Origin of the sequence: Geomonas sp. RF6, from assembly GCF_021044625.1 — a bacterium.
Classification (GTDB): Bacteria; Desulfobacterota; Desulfuromonadia; order Geobacterales; family Geobacteraceae; genus RF6.
Genome location: NZ_CP087999.1, coordinates 1,738,590 through 1,755,226, shown reverse-complemented (window position 1 = coordinate 1,755,226; position 16,637 = coordinate 1,738,590). Strand labels below are relative to the sequence as shown.

General features: G+C 64.0%; 16 protein-coding genes. 1 reads left to right on the top strand and 15 read right to left on the bottom strand.

Annotated features, from left to right (window positions below; genetic code table 11):
* Positions 1–25 precede the first annotated feature (25 nt).
* The 13 genes from nuoK to LPW11_RS07425 form a co-directional block, all read right to left on the bottom strand.
* Positions 26–334 carry an NADH-quinone oxidoreductase subunit NuoK gene (gene nuoK / locus LPW11_RS07485; protein ID WP_230997502.1) on the bottom strand — a complete coding sequence of 103 codons (309 nt, stop codon included), beginning with the start codon at positions 332–334 and terminating at the stop codon, positions 26–28.
* On the bottom strand, positions 331–816 hold the full coding sequence (locus tag LPW11_RS07480; RefSeq protein ID WP_230997501.1) for an NADH-quinone oxidoreductase subunit J family protein: 486 nt from the start codon (positions 814–816) through the stop codon (positions 331–333). Before LPW11_RS07480 ends, nuoK begins: the two co-directional genes overlap by 4 nt.
* Positions 817–834: 18 nt before the next feature.
* Complete coding sequence (gene nuoI / locus LPW11_RS07475; protein WP_230997500.1) at positions 835–1,365, bottom strand: NADH-quinone oxidoreductase subunit NuoI; 531 nt, start codon at positions 1,363–1,365, stop codon at positions 835–837.
* Between the two features lie 16 nt (positions 1,366–1,381).
* Positions 1,382–1,831: an ankyrin repeat domain-containing protein gene (locus LPW11_RS07470; protein ID WP_230997499.1), complete on the bottom strand. Its 450-nt coding sequence runs from the start codon at positions 1,829–1,831 to the stop codon at positions 1,382–1,384.
* Positions 1,832–1,865: 34 nt separating this feature from the next.
* On the bottom strand, positions 1,866–2,855 hold the full coding sequence (nuoH, locus tag LPW11_RS07465; protein WP_230997498.1) for an NADH-quinone oxidoreductase subunit NuoH: 990 nt from the start codon (positions 2,853–2,855) through the stop codon (positions 1,866–1,868).
* A 25-nt stretch (positions 2,856–2,880) separates the two neighbouring features.
* On the bottom strand, positions 2,881–4,842 hold the full coding sequence (locus LPW11_RS07460; RefSeq protein WP_230997497.1) for a 2Fe-2S iron-sulfur cluster-binding protein: 1,962 nt from the start codon (positions 4,840–4,842) through the stop codon (positions 2,881–2,883).
* A gap of 19 nt (positions 4,843–4,861) precedes the next feature.
* A complete protein-coding gene (gene nuoF, locus LPW11_RS07455) occupies positions 4,862–6,130 on the bottom strand; it encodes an NADH-quinone oxidoreductase subunit NuoF (RefSeq protein ID WP_230997496.1) in 1,269 nt (422 codons plus the stop codon).
* Between the two features lie 15 nt (positions 6,131–6,145).
* Positions 6,146–6,634, bottom strand: coding sequence for an NADH-quinone oxidoreductase subunit NuoE (gene nuoE, locus LPW11_RS07450; protein ID WP_230997495.1), 489 nt, complete (start codon positions 6,632–6,634; stop codon positions 6,146–6,148).
* A gap of 77 nt (positions 6,635–6,711) precedes the next feature.
* Complete coding sequence (locus LPW11_RS07445; protein ID WP_230997494.1) at positions 6,712–9,093, bottom strand: NADH-quinone oxidoreductase subunit B/C/D; 2,382 nt, start codon at positions 9,091–9,093, stop codon at positions 6,712–6,714.
* A gap of 92 nt (positions 9,094–9,185) precedes the next feature.
* Positions 9,186–9,629, bottom strand: coding sequence for an NADH-quinone oxidoreductase subunit A (locus LPW11_RS07440; RefSeq protein WP_230997493.1), 444 nt, complete (start codon positions 9,627–9,629; stop codon positions 9,186–9,188).
* 125 nt (positions 9,630–9,754) lie between these two features.
* Complete coding sequence (locus LPW11_RS07435) at positions 9,755–11,032, bottom strand: general secretion pathway protein GspE (protein WP_230997492.1); 1,278 nt, start codon at positions 11,030–11,032, stop codon at positions 9,755–9,757.
* A 96-nt stretch (positions 11,033–11,128) separates the two neighbouring features.
* Positions 11,129–12,130, bottom strand: a complete 1,002-nt coding sequence (locus tag LPW11_RS07430; RefSeq protein WP_230997491.1) for a YhdH/YhfP family quinone oxidoreductase — start codon at positions 12,128–12,130, stop codon at positions 11,129–11,131.
* 85 nt (positions 12,131–12,215) lie between these two features.
* Positions 12,216–12,758, bottom strand: coding sequence for an acyloxyacyl hydrolase (locus tag LPW11_RS07425; protein ID WP_230997490.1), 543 nt, complete (start codon positions 12,756–12,758; stop codon positions 12,216–12,218).
* A gap of 292 nt (positions 12,759–13,050) precedes the next feature.
* Here LPW11_RS07425 and LPW11_RS07420 point away from each other — a divergent pair, with 292 nt between their 5' ends.
* On the top strand, positions 13,051–14,010 hold the full coding sequence (locus LPW11_RS07420; RefSeq protein WP_230997489.1) for an NADPH:quinone reductase: 960 nt from the start codon (positions 13,051–13,053) through the stop codon (positions 14,008–14,010).
* A gap of 279 nt (positions 14,011–14,289) precedes the next feature.
* Here the strand turns inward: LPW11_RS07420 and LPW11_RS07415 are convergent, their stop codons facing one another.
* Complete coding sequence (locus LPW11_RS07415) at positions 14,290–15,603, bottom strand: glycerate kinase type-2 family protein (RefSeq protein ID WP_230997488.1); 1,314 nt, start codon at positions 15,601–15,603, stop codon at positions 14,290–14,292.
* A 229-nt stretch (positions 15,604–15,832) separates the two neighbouring features.
* Entirely contained in the window at positions 15,833–16,612 is a 780-nt protein-coding gene (locus tag LPW11_RS07410; protein WP_230997487.1) for a class I SAM-dependent methyltransferase, read from the bottom strand.
* Between the last annotated feature and the right edge of the window lie 25 nt (positions 16,613–16,637).

Genomic DNA, 16,637 nt, shown 5'->3' with positions numbered 1-16,637 from the left:
CGTTGCGGGAGGGGACATTCCAGGTCTACCCTTTCATGCTGCTGAATTCATCCGCGTTCACCGTCGACTTGCGCCGCTGCAGGTACACAACCATGGCCAGGGCGAGAGAGACCTCCGCCGAGGTGAGCGCCATTATCAGGAGGGAGAAAATCTGCCCGTCGGGGCCACCCCAGTGGGCGGAGCCGGCGACGAAGGTCAGCATCACAGCGTTCAGCATGATCTCTATCCCGATGAGCATCATGATGACGTTGGCGCGCCACACGACGACGCAGCCGAGTCCCATGGCGAAGATGAGGGTGGCGAGAACGAGGACGTGATAAAGGGGTATGCTCATCGCCGCCTCCCGAGGTAGAGCGCCCCGACCAGGGCGAAGAGAAGCTGCATGGAGATGAGCTCGACCGCGACGCCGTAGCGGCGGAAGAGCCCCAGCGAGAACTCCCGCACCGTCACGCCGCGAAAGGGGGGGGCGATGGCGGGGGTATGGCTGGCGGCAAGGACGAGCACCGAGCCGCAGATGACGGCGAAGATGACGAGCGCCGGCCAGCAGTCCCTCGGGCGGGGGATATTCATCCGCTCCGGGTGGCTCAGGTCGAGCATCATGATGACAAAGAGGAAGAGGACCATGATGGCGCCGGCATAGATGATGACCTCGAAGGCGGCGACGGTCGGCGCGCCGAGGAGGTAGAAGATGATCGCCAGTGCGAAGAAGGAGGTCACCAGGTAGATGATGGCGTGCACCGCGTGCTTCTCCGTGATGGCGCAGAAGGTGCCGAGCAGCGTCATTGCGGCGAGTATGTAGAAGATGACCGCTTCCATGGTGCTCCTGATATTCCGTTACGGGAGGAGGGTGCGCGGATCGGCCGGCGGCATCTCGCCGGGGTTGCCGCCGCGGGGCTTCACCACTCCTATCCCCGCGTGCTCGTAAAAATTGTAGTTCGGATCCTTCCCGGTGCCGTCGATGAGGAGATCTTCCTTCTCGGCCACCAGCCCAAGGACGTCGCGCAGCACCGGGACCTGCCCCGGGGTCATCTGGATCGCGAGGGTGGGGCACGCCTCCGCGCACATGCCGCAGAGGATGCACCGGGCGAAGTTGATGCGAAACCAGGCTGCGTAGCGGCGGCCGTTTTCCCCTTCGGCCGCCGCCATTGAAATGCAGTCTACCGGACATGCGCCGGAGCACAAATAGCACGCGACGCAACGCTCCCCCCCGTCGGGGTCCCGGGTCAGCACGATCCCCCCCCGGAAGCGCTCCGGGAGAGGACGCTTCACTTCCGGGTACTGGACGGTGACAGGCTTCTTGAGCATGTGCCCGAGGGTGATGGAGAGCCCAGTAAGGATTTCCTGGATGTCCTTGATGACCGACATGGCTCCTCCGGTGCCGCTAGCTTGGGCGCAGTGACCGCATCAGGAGGCTGAGACTCTGGGAGTGGCGGTTGCATTCGGCGTAGACCATGGCGGTGTTTCCGGCCGGAGTCGTCGCGAGGATATCGGCGCCATTACTGATAAGGACGTCGACGGTCTGGGTGCAGCCGTAGTTGGCGGCGAGCATCAGCGGGGTGTGCCCCTGCCAGTCGCGCGCGTCGATATCGGCCCCGTTGGCGAGAAGGAGTTGCACCACTTCCGCCCTGCCGTTGGCGGCTGCATAGTGCAGGGCAGTCTTCCCCTTGTCGCTGCGGGCCGCGAGGTTCGCGCCGCTCTGCAGAAGGTCCCTGGTGAGGGGGAGATCGCCGTCGCGGGCCGCCAGCATGAGCTGGGTGTGCCCGTAGCGATCCACTTCATCCACCGTTTGCACGAATGCCTCTCCCGATTCCGTTACAACTGTCGTGTTCATAGTTCCTCCTTTTGCGATTGCATGGCAACAACAGCTACCGAAGAGCCAGCCACCACCCGGTGGCCAGGATGTTAACGACGGCAAGGGGGGTGAGGAACTTCCACCCGAAGTGCATCAGCTGGTCGTATCTCAGGCGCGGCAAGGTTCCCCTGAGCCAGATGAAGAGAAAGCAGAAGAAAAAGACCTTCACGAAGAACCATACGATGGGGGGGAGAAGGGGCCCGCGCCACCCCCCGAGGAAGAAGACGGAGGCGAGAGCGCCGAGCGCGATGATGTTGATATACTCCCCGACGAAGAAGAGGCCGAAGCGCATTCCGGAGTACTCGGTGTGGAAGCCGGCGACGAGCTCCCCCTCCGCCTCCGGAAGATCGAAGGGGATGCGGCGGCACTCGGCGACGATGCTGACCAGGAAGATCAGAAAGGCCACCGGCTGGTACACGATGAAGGGCATCTGCGCCTGGGCGTTCACGATGTCGGAGAGGCGCATCGATCGGGCGAGCATGACCACCGGGACGAGGGAGAGCCCCATGGAGAGCTCGTAGGAGATAAGCTGGGAGAGCCCGCGTATCCCGCCGAGGAGGGCGTACTTGGAGTTGGAGGCCCACCCCCCGAGCGCGATGCCGTAGACGGCGATGGAGGAGAGGGCGAGGAAGAAGAGGAGCCCCACGTCGAGGTCGGCGATCTGCATGTTTACCTGGTGCCCGGCGATGGTGAGGGGGGCGGCGACCGGGATGACCGAGAAGGTGAGGATGGCGGGGATGGCGGCCATGGCGGGGGCCATGGCGAAGAGCCGGCGATCGGCACCTGCGGGGATCATGTCTTCCTTTGTGAGCATCTTGATGAGGTCGGCGAGAGGCTGAAGGAGTCCCATGGGACCGACGCGGTTCGGGCCGATGCGGTCCTGGATGCGGGCCAGGAGGCGGCGCTCCGCGTAGACGAGGTACGCCGCCAGGGTGAGGACCACGAAGTAGAGCGCCAGGATCTTTCCCAGCATGAACAGTATGTCGATCGTGTCCAGACTCATGTGTCCCCGCAAAAGGTTCTTCGAGTCAGAGCTGCATCGCTTCCCACACCGTGCGACCCTTCCCTTCGGAGCTGAGATCGCTCAAGGCACTCCATTTTCCCGTCAGCGGCTCCTGCACCGTTTCTCCGGAGAGCTTCTCCACGAGGGTGGCCACGATGCGCCACGCCTCGCACGCCTCACCTCCCGGCGGGGCAGTGCGGAAGATCCTCGGCGGGTGCAGCGCTATTGTCCCCTCCGGCGGCGTCTCTTCCCTGACCCGGCCGGTATCGCGGTAGTAGAGGGGATCGAGGCCGCGCAGCGGCAAACCGGGGCGCATCGCCCGCCTGAAGCGCTGCGCCCTCCCTGCGTAGTTGATGTAGATGCCGTCCGACTCCGGCCAGGCGGATGACGGGAGAAAGACCCCGGCACCGCTCGCGGCGGGAGTGGCGCGCCAATCGACAGCGCCGATCATAGTGACGGATGAAAGAAGATCCTCCGGCAGGTCCGCCTCCACCGCCACTACCCCCTGCACCCCGCGGGAGACCGCCTCCGAAAGAGTCACCGCACCGTGCTCACTGGCAAGGAGGGCGGCCCCGAAGGCATTCGGCCCGGGGAGGAGGATCGCCATCTGGGTCCCTTCACCCCCCTCGATAGCGGCCGTTTCCATCTCAGGCCCGTACCCTACGATAACTCCCTTTTTCGCCTCGGAGAGCGGCACCTCATGGAGAGATGGGACCACACTGCACTCAAAGGGGAGGCGCGCGAGCTTTTTGCGGTCCGGCTCCCGCGCTACCAGGAAGATCTTTGCACCCTTCAGCCATGCCTGCCGCACAAAGAGGGAGAGGACCGGGGCCTGCTCCATGAGATCGCTGCAGGTGACGGCGATGCAGTCCGCCCCCGCGACCTCCACCGGGGAGGCACATCTCTCACCTGTCATCCCCTTCACGGCTGCTCCGCTAGCATCCCCATCTGAACTCTCCGCGAAGTAGCACAGGGACGCGCCGGGAAAGAGTGCGGCAAGGCGGGAGAGTAGGATCCCCCCCTCCAGGGAGAGGCGGGGGGAGCCTGCGATGGCGAGCCTTTCCGCTCCGTGCACCTCGACGAACTTTTTCAGCCTCGCAGCAAGCGCCTCGATCGCCTCGTCCGGTGTCACCCTGCCCCCATCCACCAGCGCAAAGCGCGGCCTCTCCGGAGCGTTCACCGCCGGTTTCGTCTCGAAGCGCCCCCTGTCGCAGATGAACCAGCCATTCACCTCGTCGTTTCGGCGCGCCGAGATCTTGATGAGCTCGCGCTGGTAGCACTGAGGGGTCAGGTTGCACCCCATGGAGCATCCGGGGCAGACGGAGGAGGCCATCTCGTAATCCCAGTAGCGGGCGCGAAAGCGGGCGGTCTTGTCGGTGAAGACGCCGGTGGGGCAGATGTCGAGAAGGTTTCCGGAGAAGGGGGATTCCAGCGGGCCGTCTGCGGCGCGACCGAAGTAGACCCTTCCGGCAATCCCGGTCGGGCCGAAGTCGGTGCCGCCGGCGAACTCCTGGTAGAAGCGGGTGCAGCGGTAGCACTCGATGCAGCGGTTCATCTCGTGGTAGATGTATTCGCCGAGGTACTGGTTCTGGAAGGTGCGCTTCTTTCCCTGGTATCGGCGCAGGCCGTGGCCGCCGGCGATGGTGTAATCCTGCAGGAGACACTCCCCCCCCTCGTCGCACACGGGGCAGTCGTGGGGGTGGTTCAGCATGAGCCACTCTATCACCAGGCTGCGCATCTTCAGCGCCTCGGGGTCCCTCGTGGACACGACCATCCCGTCAGCGGATGCCAGTGCGCACGACATCTGGATCCCCTTCACCGGCCCCTCGAGAACCTTGACGGCGCACAGGCGGCAGGCCGCGGCGATGGCGAGGGCGGGGTGGTAGCAGAAGTGGGGAATGACGATCCCGACGCTGCGCGCCGCCTCGAGCACGCTCGTCCCTGGCGCTACCTCCACCTCTATGTCGTCTATGATGAGCTTCGGCATGACCCTCTCTGTTCCTGCCTCAGACGTGTCTTCTGAAGGGGCAGCGTCTCTTCGTTATGTGCTCCCTGATCTCGTCCTCAAAGTGGTTGAAGAGCCCCTCCAGCGGACCCATCGCCCCCGGCGCGAGGGCGCAGAAGGTGAAGTAGAGGTATTTCATATGCTCCCGCAGGAGCCCGAGGTCCTCCTCCTCGCCGCGCCCCGTCTCGATCCGCGTCAGGATCTCCTTCACGTAGGGGAGCCCCTCCCGGCACGGCGTGCACCAGCCACACGACTCGCGGGCGAAGAAGGTGATGAGGTTCAGGGTGGCGCCGACGAGGCAGGTATCCTCGTCAAAGACGATGACGGCGCCGGTGCCGAGGCGCGAGCCCGCCTTCGCGACGGTGTCGAAGTCCATCGGGAGGTTCAGGTGGTCCGGGGTCAGAAACTGGGTCGACGCACCCCCGGGGATGCACGCCTTGAACCTCTTTCCCGGGAGCATCCCGCCGCACGGTCCCTCGATAATCTCGCCGAGCGTCGTACCGATGGGGAGCTCGATGCAGCAGCGGTTGTTCACCGAGCCGCTGGTGCAAAAGAGCTTCGTGCCGGCCCCCTCCGGTGTGGCGGCAAGCCCCTTAAACCACGCCGCGCCGCGGGCGATGATCGCCGGGACATTGGCAAGTGTCTCCACGTTGTTCACCACCGTAGGTCCCCCCCAGAGCCCCTTCACCGCCGGGAAGGGGGGCTTCGACCGCGGGTTCGGCCTCTTCCCCTCGAGCGCGTTCATCAGCGCCGTCTCCTCGCCGCAGATGTAGCGGCCGGCGGAGAGGTGCACGTCGATGTCGACGGAGAAGTCGCTCCCCAGAAGCTTCTCCCCGAGGAACCCCGCCCGGTGCGCCTCGGCGATCGCCTTTTCCACATTCTGCGCCGCCTTCTCATAGTCGCGCCTGATGAAGACGAAGGCGTGCCGGACTCCGAGGGCGTAGCAGGCGATAGCCATCCCCTCCACGAGGGAGTAGGGGTTCGCTTCAAGGAGGACCCGGTCCTTGTACGTTCCGGGCTCCATCTCGTCGCAGTTGCAGATGAGCCAGCGCGCCCCCGGTGCGTCCTTCGGAACAAAGGACCACTTCCGGCCGGTAGGGAAGCCGGCCCCGCCGCGGCCGCGCAGCCCGGAGTCCATCACCGCCTGTTGCACCTCGGCGGGGGAGATGCCCAGCGCCTGCTTCAGCCCCTCAAAGCCGCCCTCCGCGCGGTACTCCTCGAAGGTGACGCTGCGCCCGGAGCGGTTATGTCTGAAGAGGAGAAGTTCCATGCCTTACCCTTGCGGTTATTTCCCGTAGCGCGCCAGCGCCTGGCGCTCCAGTTCCAGAATCTCGTCGACCCGCTTCGCTGTCACATGGCCGTACTGCGTCTCGCCCACCGAAAGGGCCGGGCCGTCGCCGCACATGCCGAGACAGCAACAGGGGATGAGTGTGAAGGCTCCGTCAGAGGTGGTGCCGCCGATTTCCACATCGAGCCTCTCCTTCAGGCGCTCAAGGACCTCGCCGCTCCCGGCGCACCAGCAGGAGATGGAGTCGCAGACGTGGATCACCTTCTTTCCCACCGGGCGGCGGTAGATCTTTTCGTAAAATGTGGCGAGCTCCTCCACCTGCAGCGTCGAGAGGCCGAGAAGCGCTGCCGCCTCCTCCACCGCCTCGTCGGTCAGCCAGCCGTAGTGCCCCTGCAGCGCCTTCATGACGTCGACCGCCGCCTCACGCGCTGTCACCGCGGCTGCCACACGCTGCTGCAGGGCATTTTTCAGTTTCTCTGGGATCATGGTGCCCCTTCTGCTCTCACAGTCCGACAGGTCAGACTGGTCAGACTTGTCAGACCGGTCAGACCTGTCTGACTGATTTACCGGTCGAGGTCCCCCAGCACGAAGTCGATGGAGCCGATAATGGCCAGGAAGTCGCCGACGAGCCACCCCTTGCTGAGGACCGGGAGCGCCTGGATGTGCGGGAAGCTCGGCGTCCTGAGGCGCATCCGATAGGCGGTGTGCAGGCCGTCGGAGACCACGAAGTAGCCGTACTCCCCCTTGGGGCCCTCGATCGGGGCGTAGCACTCCCCCACCGGCGGGGACATCCCCCGGGTCGCGTTCACGAAGTGATGGATCAACGACTCGATGTCGTGCAGCGTGTCGTGCTTTTGCGGCAGGACGTAGCGGTAATCCTTCGACACCCAGCGCCCCCCCGGCATCCCCTCGGCCGCCTGCCGCACGATGGAGATCGACTGCCTCATCTCCTCCATGCGCACGAGATATCTCCCCATGCAGTCGCCGGTGTCGGCGGTCGGCACCTCGAAGTTGAAGCGGTCGTAGCCGCAGTACGGCATCTTCTTCCTCAAGTCCCAGTCGATGCCGCACGCCCTCAGATTGGGGCCGCTGATCCCCCACTCCATCGCCTGGTCGAGGGTGATTGCCGAAACCCCCTTCAGCCGCGCGGTGAATATGGGGTTGCCGGTGAGTAGCTTTTCGTACTCCGCGATGCGCGGGGGGAGCCATTCCAGCACTTCCTTCACGAGATCCTGCCAGCCGTCCGGCAGGTCGTCGGCGACACCGCCGATCCTGAAGTAGGCGGGGTGCATCCGCGCCCCGGTGACCGCCTCTATGATGGAGAAGATCTTCTCCCGGTCGGTGAAGGTGTAAAAGACCGGGGTCATGGCGCCGAGGTCGGCCGCGAAGGTGCCGAGCCACACCAGGTGGCTTGCCAGCCGGAAAAGCTCCGCGAGCATGACCCTGATGTGGATCGCCCGGTCCGGGATGTCGATGCCGCACAGCTTTTCCACCGAGTTCACGTATGCCAGGTTGTTCTGCACGCCGGCGAGGTAGTCGACCCGGTCCGTGTACGGCATGTACTGGTGCCAGTTCTGGCGCTCCCCCGTCTTTTCCGCGGCGCGGTGGTGGAATCCGATGTCGGTGTGGATATCGACGATCTCCTCCCCCGAAAGCTTCAGGATGAAGCGGATGACTCCGTGGGTCCCGGGGTGCTGGGGTCCGAGGTTAAGGATGAGCGTCTCCTCGTCCACCCTGTCGAAGAATTCCGTCGCAGGCGCCGCCTGCCGCTTCATCCCCTCCGTGACGGTATAGGGGGGCATCTCCGTCGCGCGGGCGGGGTGCTCCTTGCGCAGCGGGTGCCCGGGCCAGTCGTCCGGCATGAGGATACGGTGCAGCTTCGGGTGCCCGGGGAAGCGGATCCCGAACATGTCGAACGCCTCCCGCTCGTACCAGTTGGCGACCGGAAATACCTCCGTCACCGACGGCATCTCCGGGTACTCCCCCTCCAGCTCCGTCTTGATCCGCAGCCGCCCCGGCTTTTCGAAAGAGAGGAGGTGATAGTTGATGGTGAAGTCCTTGAAAGAGCCGCGCTCCCGCCGCGCGGACTCGTCGACGCAGGCTATGTCCTCGAGCCTCCTGAAGGCGCCGCCGGAGCGGGTCTTCAGATGCTTCAGCACATCCGGCACTGCCTTTGGCGAGACGCGGTAGGTGGGGAGATCTGTGGCGTCCGGGTCGAGGCGGACCTCCCCTCCGAAGAGCGCCTCGAGCTCTCCGTCGAGGCCGAAGTCGGTAAAGGGGAGTTTCGGAGGGGGGGGACGCCACAAGTCGTCGGAGCGCGGGGCGTAAAAACGGGGGGGCTGCATAGAAGAACCCCGGATGGCGATAGATTCCATACCGGGGCCCCTGGTGTCGCGAGATTTAGTCACACCGTCGAGCAGAACCGGGGCGCTGGTCCCCTGGCTCCCGCCGGAAAGTCCCAGCACCGGCCGGGCCGGGTGCTCCTCCGCCCTGATCTTCTTCTGCAAGAGCATGAGCCCTTCCAGGAAGGCCTCCGGCGTGGGGGGGCACCCCGGTACGTAGACGTCCACCGGCAGGATCTGGTTCGCCCCCTGCACGACGCTGTACACGTCGTACATCCCGCCGGAGTTGGCGCAGCTCCCCATGGAGATGACCCACTTCGGCTCGGCCATCTGGTCGTAGAGCTTCAGGATGCTCGGCGCCATCTTCTTGAAGACGGTACCGGCGATAACCATGAGGTCCGCCTCCCGGGGGGTGCCGCGCAGCACCTCCGCGCCGAAGCGGGAGATGTCGTAGCGGGAGGTGAAGGAGGTCATCATTTCGACGAAGCAGCAGGAGAGGCCGAAGAACATCGGCCACAAGGAGTTGGCCCTCCCCCAGTTGATGAGGTCATCGAGGGAGGTGAGGAGGACATTGTCCGGTATATCGGTACCAGGCTCTTTCAAGGCGACTCCAGTGAAACTGAAGTGAAGCTTGGAGACTGATGACGAAGAGCACGCAGGTGCTCGATTGGGAAGATGGTATGTCTACAAGGCGGCTACCCTTCCTTCAGCGGCATTTCACGGTGTTTCAGGCTTGCGCCAGGAGTCCCCACGGCGCGGCCGGCGGAGGGGCCCCAGTCCAGCCCCCCCTTGATCCAGAGCCAGGCGAGACCGAGAAGGAGGACTGCGATGAAAACGGTCATGTGGACCAGCCCGGGGATCCCCAGGAGGTCCCACGCGGTTCCCCAGGTGAAGATGAAGGCGCCCTCGACGTCGAAGACTATGAAAAATATGGCAACGAGATAGAAGGGGACTTGCGAGGCCTGGTTGGCGCTGCCGGTCGGCGCTATGCCCGATTCATACGGCGCGGTCTTGCTGGGGGCGCTTTTCCCGGAGCCGAGAAAATAGGCAGCGGAAAGAAGCGCGCTAATGATGACGACCGCCAGAAAGGTATAGACGGCCAGAGAGATAAGATCTGTTTGCTGTGCGCTTACCGGCATAAGAACCTTTCATCTGGGTGAAGGTCTTAAACACGTTGTCTAATGTAGCGTAGCAGCGTTTTCTGTCAATAAAAAGTAAGAGGGTATCGTTAATTTTTTTTGCAGTGAGAGAAAAGCTCGAGTTTCTACGGCGCGAGGATCTTTGCTTTGAGTATGAGGATCTCGAATGCCAGTGAAGCTTTTGCCACCAGTTTCTGCAGGGGGGGCAACTCCTTCCCCAGTTGCACCGGCTCACCCTGCACATAGAGGACGGCGACGACACGTCCCATCAGCATGAGCGGGATGAGGAGTGTGTGGGCGCGCTGGGCGCCGAGGGTGGTTGCGATCCTCCCGTTTGCCGGTGATATCGGGAGCGGCCCCAGGTGGAAGGAGCGCTGCTCCACCACCGTCTTCAGGACGGACGGCTCGTCCATCCTGATCTCCAGCGCGTCGAAACCGGCGACTTCTTCGGTGCGTCGCCGCGCCAGCCACCCCGACCCCTTTTCCCCCTTTATCAGGAAGAGCGCGCTCGCCTCGAAGCGCTGCGCGGTGTGGTGCACCAGGAGCCTCGCTATGTCGTCCCGGTCGCGTGCCTCCGAGAGCCCTGTGAGCACCTCCTCGACGGTGTACCCCTGCGTCTTCTCGACCGGGACGGGCGCCGGCGGGGGAGGAGCCGCATCAAAGGGCGCGAGATCGAGAGGGGTGAGCTCCAGCGCCGCGTCATCGTCATCGCCGAGGTACTCGGAGAGGGGAGGGAGATCGAGGATCTCTTCCTCTGCGAGGTGTGCCTCCTTCGGCTTCGGCGGTGCGACCTTTTGCTTGATCTGCTCTTCCTGGAAGGAGGGGGGAGCACCCGCACGCCGGGAAGCCCTGCCACCTCCGGAGACGCTTATGTAGCGCATTTCCCGCCGGATGTCGTAATGCTTCTCCATGGCGCTCAAAAGGCGCAGTTCGGGGGTGACGAGGGGCTTCACGATGTAGCCGGTGAGAAAGGATATCTCGTCGATGGTGGCGAAGTCGGAGGGGTTCCCCATGGCGAGAAGAAGCTTGCGATTTTGCAGCTCTACCGGGACGACCCGGTGCTTCTTCACCGTCTCGGCGGGGAGGATCTTCTTCACCTCCGCGGAGATATTCATGATCTGTTCGGGGTGGGCGGGGGGGACGCCGGTCTTCTGGCTCAGAAAATCCGCAAGATCCTTCTCTTCCAGATACCCCATCTCCACCAGGTTGGTACCGAGTTTCCCTCCGAAAATGACCTGCCCTTTCAGGGTCTCCTCAAGCTGGGCCGGGGATATCTTCCCCGCCCGTACCAGCAACTCGCCAAGCTTCATCTTCCGTTCCTCCGGAATCCAGGTGCGGTGAGCCACAAGAGGAGGCGCCGCCGCTGCCTTGATCGCAGGGGCGGCGCCTTCTTTAATGAGCAAGCGGGAGATCTCACCGGTGCAACCCCGCCAATTTTCAGGCGGTAATCTAGATTCACGGAGCGGCAATGTCAACAGCAAAGAAGGATGGCGCCCTTTTTACCCCGGCAGCTGCACGACGGTCCTGCCGCGCAGCTTCCCGTCGAGGATGGCGGGGAACTTCTCCTCGAGGGACTCGAGCGTGCAGGAAGAGGCACTCTCCAGGATCTCGTGCGGCTTCCACGGCCCGGCGAGCTTCTGCCAGACCTCTTCCCGCAGTTTCGCCGGGCACTGTGCCGAGTCGATGCCGGCGAGGGTGATCCCCCGCAGGATGAAGGGGTAGACGTTCAGGGGAAGCTCGGCCGACCCGGCGAGGCCGCAGCAGGTCACCACCCCGCCGTAGCGGGTCGACCTGATCACCGCCGACAGGATCTCGCCGCCGACGACATCGACCGCGCCACCCCACCGTTCCGTCATAAGGGGTCTCTGGGCGCCCTCGAGGATCTCGGTGCGGCCAACCACCTCCTTCGCACCGAGGTGGCGCAGAAAGCCCGTCTCCGACTGCTTCCCGGTGACCGCGACGACCTCGAACCCCGCCCGGGAAAGGAGCTCGACGGCTATACTCCCGACGCCGCCGGTGGCGCCCGTCACCACCATCTCCCCACGGCGCGGTGTCATCCCGGAGGCGAGGAGCCGGTGCAGGGAGAGACCCGCCGTGAGCCCTGCGGTGCCAAGAATCATGCTCTGCTTTGCCGTGAGCCCTTTCGGAAGCTTCACTCCCCAGGAGGAAGGGACCCTGATGAACTGTCCGAAACCGCCGGGAGTGTTCATCCCCAGATCGTAGCCGGTGACGATGACCTGGTCGCCGGGGTTGAAGGCCCCGTCGGCGCAGGAGACGACTTCCCCCGCGGCGTCGATCCCCGGGGTGTGGGGGTAGCGCTTCGTGACGCCGGGGCGTCCCATGGCGGAAAGGGCATCCTTGTAGTTGAGGGAGGAGAATTGCACCCTGACCAGGAGGGCCCCTTCCGGGAGCTCATCTGTCCGCCTGCTGCGCAGGTGGCGGGTGAACTGCCCCGGCGCGCTCTCTTCTGCCACCAGGGCTCGAAAGGTTTGCGATTCCATAGGCACCTCCATGCGGGACTGCCGCGTTTGATGGGCGAGAAGCTCGCCATGAAATAGGAAGTGGTGACGGCCGCCGCCACCGGTATTAGTCCAGATAGAAGATCAGGCTGGCCATGTGCAGGTTCAGCCCTTGGTTGTTCCCGCCGTAGAGGTTGCCGTTGGACATGTGCTGGAAGCGGTACCCGATTCCCAGCAGGTCGGTGAAGCGAAAGTTCACGCCGATGTGGGATGCGAACTGCAGGTTACCTTCGAAGTTGTCCCTGCCGAAATGCGCCGTGCTGAGGAAGGCTAAGTTGAGCCCGGCATTCAGCTCCAGCGGTATCCCCTTCTTGTCCACGGCAAAGTCCGGCCCCACCATCCCGATGAAGGCATCCACACCTTGGCTGTGCAGGGCGCCCGCCGAGCCCTCCACCCGCGTGGTGAGTCCCCAGCCGCCAGCGGAGCGCCAGCTGAGAGGGGTCTCGAAGACGGTGAAGGCCTCGTACTCGTGGTAGTAGGTGTAGTGCGACGTCGCGGACAGCCCTGCCCTGACACCGGCCATCTTCCAGCCGGGATCGGCATGTGCGGAGAGAGCGAGAGGAAATGCGGCGATAAGCGCCGAGAAGGCGAGGATTGAGGAGATCCGCATCAGGTCCCGTCCTTTATCATTGCATTGAAGTGTCAGCGTCCCCTTTGCATCCGGAAAGTCCGGAGGGGGATCCGGGGGAGCGGTTCCCTCTGCAGTCCTTTCCCTCGTGGTGCCGCATGGGGCGGGGCTTCGCAGTACCTGAATCTTTACACACTGGCGTGGGACTGCAATCGCCGCATGTGAAAAATCTTCCGAAAGGCCTGTTTACACATTAATTGAGGGGGGAGGAGCGGCTGGTATACTGAAGTTGGCCTCGAACGCGAGCAGAAAAGGCGGAACGCAAGGAGGGCGTATGAAAGGGATAGCGATTGGAAGCTTCGGAGAGCCGGAGATCATGAAGCTGGCGGACCTTCCGGATCCCCACCCCGGACCGGGGCAGGTGGTGGTGAAGGTTGCGGCGGCGGGGGTAAATCCGGTCGATACCTACATCCGGAGCGGAATTTACGGCGAGGTTCCTTTCCCCTTTACCCCCGGGATAGACGGCGCAGGGATAATCGAAGCAGTCGGTGAAGGGGTGCGTCACCGCAAGGTGGGAGAGCGGGTGTACGTCGCGTTCTGCATCAGCGGAACGTATGCCGAAAAGGTGCTCTGCAACGAGTTCCAGACCCATCCTCTTCCGGACCGGATCAGCTTTGCCCAAGGGGCGGCAATCGGAGTGCCGTACGGTGCTGCGTACCGCGCCCTTTTTCAGAAAGCACAGGCAAAGGGTGGAGAGACGGTTCTCGTTCATGGCGCCAGCGGCGGGGTAGGCATAGCCGCAGTACAGCTGGCGAGGGGGGCGGGCCTTTGGGTCCTCGCCACTGCGGGGAGCGAGGAGGGGAGGCGCCTCGTACTGGAGCAGGGGGCTCACGAGGTCATCGACCACCATGCCCCCGGCCACCTCCGGCAGCTTGCGGAGAAGACGTGCGGCAGGGGCCTCGACGTGATACTGGAGATGCTCGCCAACGTCAATCTCGGAGAGGACCTGGGCGCGCTCGCCCAGGGGGGGAGGGTGGTCGTGGTCGGGAGCCGGGGCCGCGTGGAGATCGACCCGCGAGACCTGATGAAGCGGGAAAGCGCGGTCATGGGGATCACCCTCTTCAATGCCACCGAGCGGGAGCACCAGGAGATGCATGCGGCTTTTCGGGCGGGGCTGGAAAGCGGGACGTTGCGCCCCGTGGTAAGCAAGGAGTTGCCGCTCTCCGAAGCGGCGCAGGCGCATCATCTGGTGATGGAGAAGAGCACCTTCGGGAAGATCGTGCTGGTGCCGTGATGCGCGCGAGAGGAAAGGGGGAGCAGTTGTAGGCCGGAATAAGCGCAGCGTTTCCGGCAGGTTCTCGCGACAACGCTCGTAATTGGTTCACCTATGAACATCAGGCGCCCAAGCGTCCCCTCCCTTTCAAGGGGAGGGACAGGGTGGGGATGGGGTAGAAGTCGGTGAGTGAGCTGAACCCCATCCCCCTCCTGTCCTCCCCCTTGAAAGGGGAGGGACGCAATGCCGACGGAGTTGAGATGTCCTGGACCGTCGCCGATTCTCCTTATGCAGGAGGCCTTACCCCGAGATCACCGCGATCTGCAGGTCCATCACATTCGTCCCGGTGGGGCCCGTTCTGACAAGCGCACCAAGCGGATCGAAAAAAGAGTAGGCGTCGTTATTCTGCAGGTATAGCTCCGGCTCCATCCCCGCCTCCCGCGCCCGCGGCACCGTCTCGCCGTCTACTATCGCCCCTGCAGCATCAGTAGGTCCGTCTATCCCGTCGGTCCCGGCGGAAAGAAGCGCGACTCCCGGCTCTCCCGCGACAGCCATGGCAAAAGAGAGCGCGAGTTCCTGATTTCGGCCACCTTTCCCACTCCCCGTTACCTTGACCGTAGTCTCGCCGCCACTCACCAGGCAAAGCCGTTCCCCTTGCCTCAGTCGCGACCGTTCCCCCAGCGCGAGTTGCGCGAGTCGCTCTCCAGCCACTCTTGCCTCGCCGCATACCGGCTCCTCCATGAGGCGGACCTTCAACCCGAGGCGCGCCGCCTCACTCGCTGCGGCATCCTTCGCGTCGCGGTTGGTGGACACAATGGTGGTCTGCACCGCGGCAAAGATCGGATCCTCCGGCTTCGGCGTCTCGGGAACCTGCCCCTGCGCTCCCCGTACCAGCCGATCCCTCACAGCGGGTGGCACTTTTTCCAGCAGATCGAAATGATCGAGGATGTCGACGGCATCGGCGAAGGTGGAAGGATCGGGATACGCCGGACCGGAGGCTATGATCTCGGGGCGATCGCCGGGAACGTCGGAAACAGCAAGGACGACAGTACGCGCCGGATGTGCCAGCGCCGCCAGCTGTCCTCCCTTTACCGCGGAGAGATGCTTGCGCACCGTATTTAGCTGGAATATGTCGGCAGAGGCTTCCATAAGAAGCCGCGACGTGACTGCCTTTTCTTCCAGTGTGATTTCCGGAGCCGGCATGGTGAATAGGGCAGACCCTCCCCCGGAGACAAGGACAAGAAGGAGCGTCCTCGCGTCCACTCCCTGGAGCAGTTGCACAACCTCCCGGCTCGCCGTCACGCTATGCTCGTCGGGATGGGGATGGCTCCCTTCCAGGACCCGAACTCTCTCCGGCAGTCGTCCGGCTGCGGAGCCGCGCGGCACTATGACTGCGCCGGCAGCGATATCGTCTAGAAGAGCTTCCTCGGCGGCGTGTGCCATCGGGAGCGCTCCCTTGCCGAATCCCACCACCAACAGGCGATCAAAGCTCCCCCCGCGGTAGAGTTTCCGCACCTCGTTCAGGTGCGGCCCGAGGGCGCAACGCGGGTCGACTGCCGCGAGGGCCGCGGCGAAGACTCTTTTTAACACTTCCCGGTCTGGCGCACCGTCCATTATTCTCGTTCCCCCGTAAATCTTGGCTCTTCCGGGAATGCCGGGGAGCCAGCGTCAGGAAGATCCCCCCTCCCTTGACGGGAGGGGGCCAGGGGGTGGGTGAAGCTGCTATCTGGCTGAAATGGTGGCACCTTCCCCCCACCCTGTCCCTCCCCCGCAAGGGCGGAGGGGACGTCCGACCGGCTGTCCCCGGAATTCCGGGATGCCCCTAATTCCGGCGTCTATTACTTTACCCGATCGGTACTTTTCGTCCGACGTAGACACTGATGGGACAGGTGTACCAGACGGCGCCGTCGCGGTAGCGGGCGTTGATGCCGAAGGAGTCGACTCCGATGTCCTGCGTCACCATCTCGCGCAGCTTCTCCTTGTCACCCGGATTCGGGAAGGAGGCCGCGAGCTGCGTCTCCAGCGCAATATCGACCCCGTACGCGCTGCGGCGGCAGTCCCTGAGCGTCGACCTCCGGAAGAGCGCGTCAAACTCCTCGTGGGTGAGGGCATGGGTGTGCGACGGGTCGCGCATGACCTCCAGCCGGTCGTACGGTGCAGAGTGGCGCGCCTCAAGAGAGACATCGGCCACCAGCACCCGTCCACCCGGCCTGCATACCCTGATCATCTCCGCCAGCGCCCGTTCCGGATGAAGCAGGTGGTGAAAACTGTACCTCGTCACTACGAGGGAGAATGAATTGTCGGGGAAGGGGAGAGGGACCGCCTCGCCGACTTCCCACGACATGTTGTTCAATCTTTCCTGTCGCTGCCGCTTCTCTGCCTCCTCGATCATGGCCGGTGTGATGTCGATACCGGTGACGTGCGCCGCGACTTTCGCAAAGGCGCACGCCACGATCCCGGGGCCACACGCCACATCGAGGACCGTATCCGATCCGCCAACCTCCGCCAACTCCATGAGGAGCCCGATGGAGTCGAGATGACCCGGTACCTGCGCGAAAGGAACCGCCTGCCGTGAGAATTGCTCCACTATCGTCGCGCGGTGTTCTTCAGTCTGCATCTTCATGGCACCCTCCTTTGATGCTCCGAAT

What these genes read in the sequence shown, in the direction of transcription:
- LPW11_RS07430 (WP_230997491.1), bottom strand. Translation starts at nt 12,130, where the DNA reads ATGGAATCGCAAACCTTTCGAGCCCTGGTGGCAGAAGAGAGCGCGCCG.
- LPW11_RS07480 (WP_230997501.1), bottom strand. Translation starts at nt 816, where the DNA reads ATGGAAGCGGTCATCTTCTACATACTCGCCGCAATGACGCTGCTCGGC.
- LPW11_RS07460 (WP_230997497.1), bottom strand. Translation starts at nt 4,842, where the DNA reads ATGCCGAAGCTCATCATAGACGACATAGAGGTGGAGGTAGCGCCAGGG.
- LPW11_RS07425 (WP_230997490.1), bottom strand. Translation starts at nt 12,758, where the DNA reads ATGCGGATCTCCTCAATCCTCGCCTTCTCGGCGCTTATCGCCGCATTT.
- nuoI (WP_230997500.1), bottom strand. Translation starts at nt 1,365, where the DNA reads ATGTCGGTCATCAAGGACATCCAGGAAATCCTTACTGGGCTCTCCATC.
- nuoH (WP_230997498.1), bottom strand. Translation starts at nt 2,855, where the DNA reads ATGAGTCTGGACACGATCGACATACTGTTCATGCTGGGAAAGATCCTG.
- nuoK (WP_230997502.1), bottom strand. Translation starts at nt 334, where the DNA reads ATGAGCATACCCCTTTATCACGTCCTCGTTCTCGCCACCCTCATCTTC.
- LPW11_RS07420 (WP_230997489.1), top strand. Translation starts at nt 13,051, where the DNA reads ATGAAAGGGATAGCGATTGGAAGCTTCGGAGAGCCGGAGATCATGAAG.
- nuoF (WP_230997496.1), bottom strand. Translation starts at nt 6,130, where the DNA reads ATGGAACTTCTCCTCTTCAGACATAACCGCTCCGGGCGCAGCGTCACC.
- LPW11_RS07410 (WP_230997487.1), bottom strand. Translation starts at nt 16,612, where the DNA reads ATGAAGATGCAGACTGAAGAACACCGCGCGACGATAGTGGAGCAATTC.
- nuoE (WP_230997495.1), bottom strand. Translation starts at nt 6,634, where the DNA reads ATGATCCCAGAGAAACTGAAAAATGCCCTGCAGCAGCGTGTGGCAGCC.
- LPW11_RS07470 (WP_230997499.1), bottom strand. Translation starts at nt 1,831, where the DNA reads ATGAACACGACAGTTGTAACGGAATCGGGAGAGGCATTCGTGCAAACG.
- LPW11_RS07415 (WP_230997488.1), bottom strand. Translation starts at nt 15,603, where the DNA reads ATGGACGGTGCGCCAGACCGGGAAGTGTTAAAAAGAGTCTTCGCCGCG.
- LPW11_RS07440 (WP_230997493.1), bottom strand. Translation starts at nt 9,629, where the DNA reads ATGCCGGTAAGCGCACAGCAAACAGATCTTATCTCTCTGGCCGTCTAT.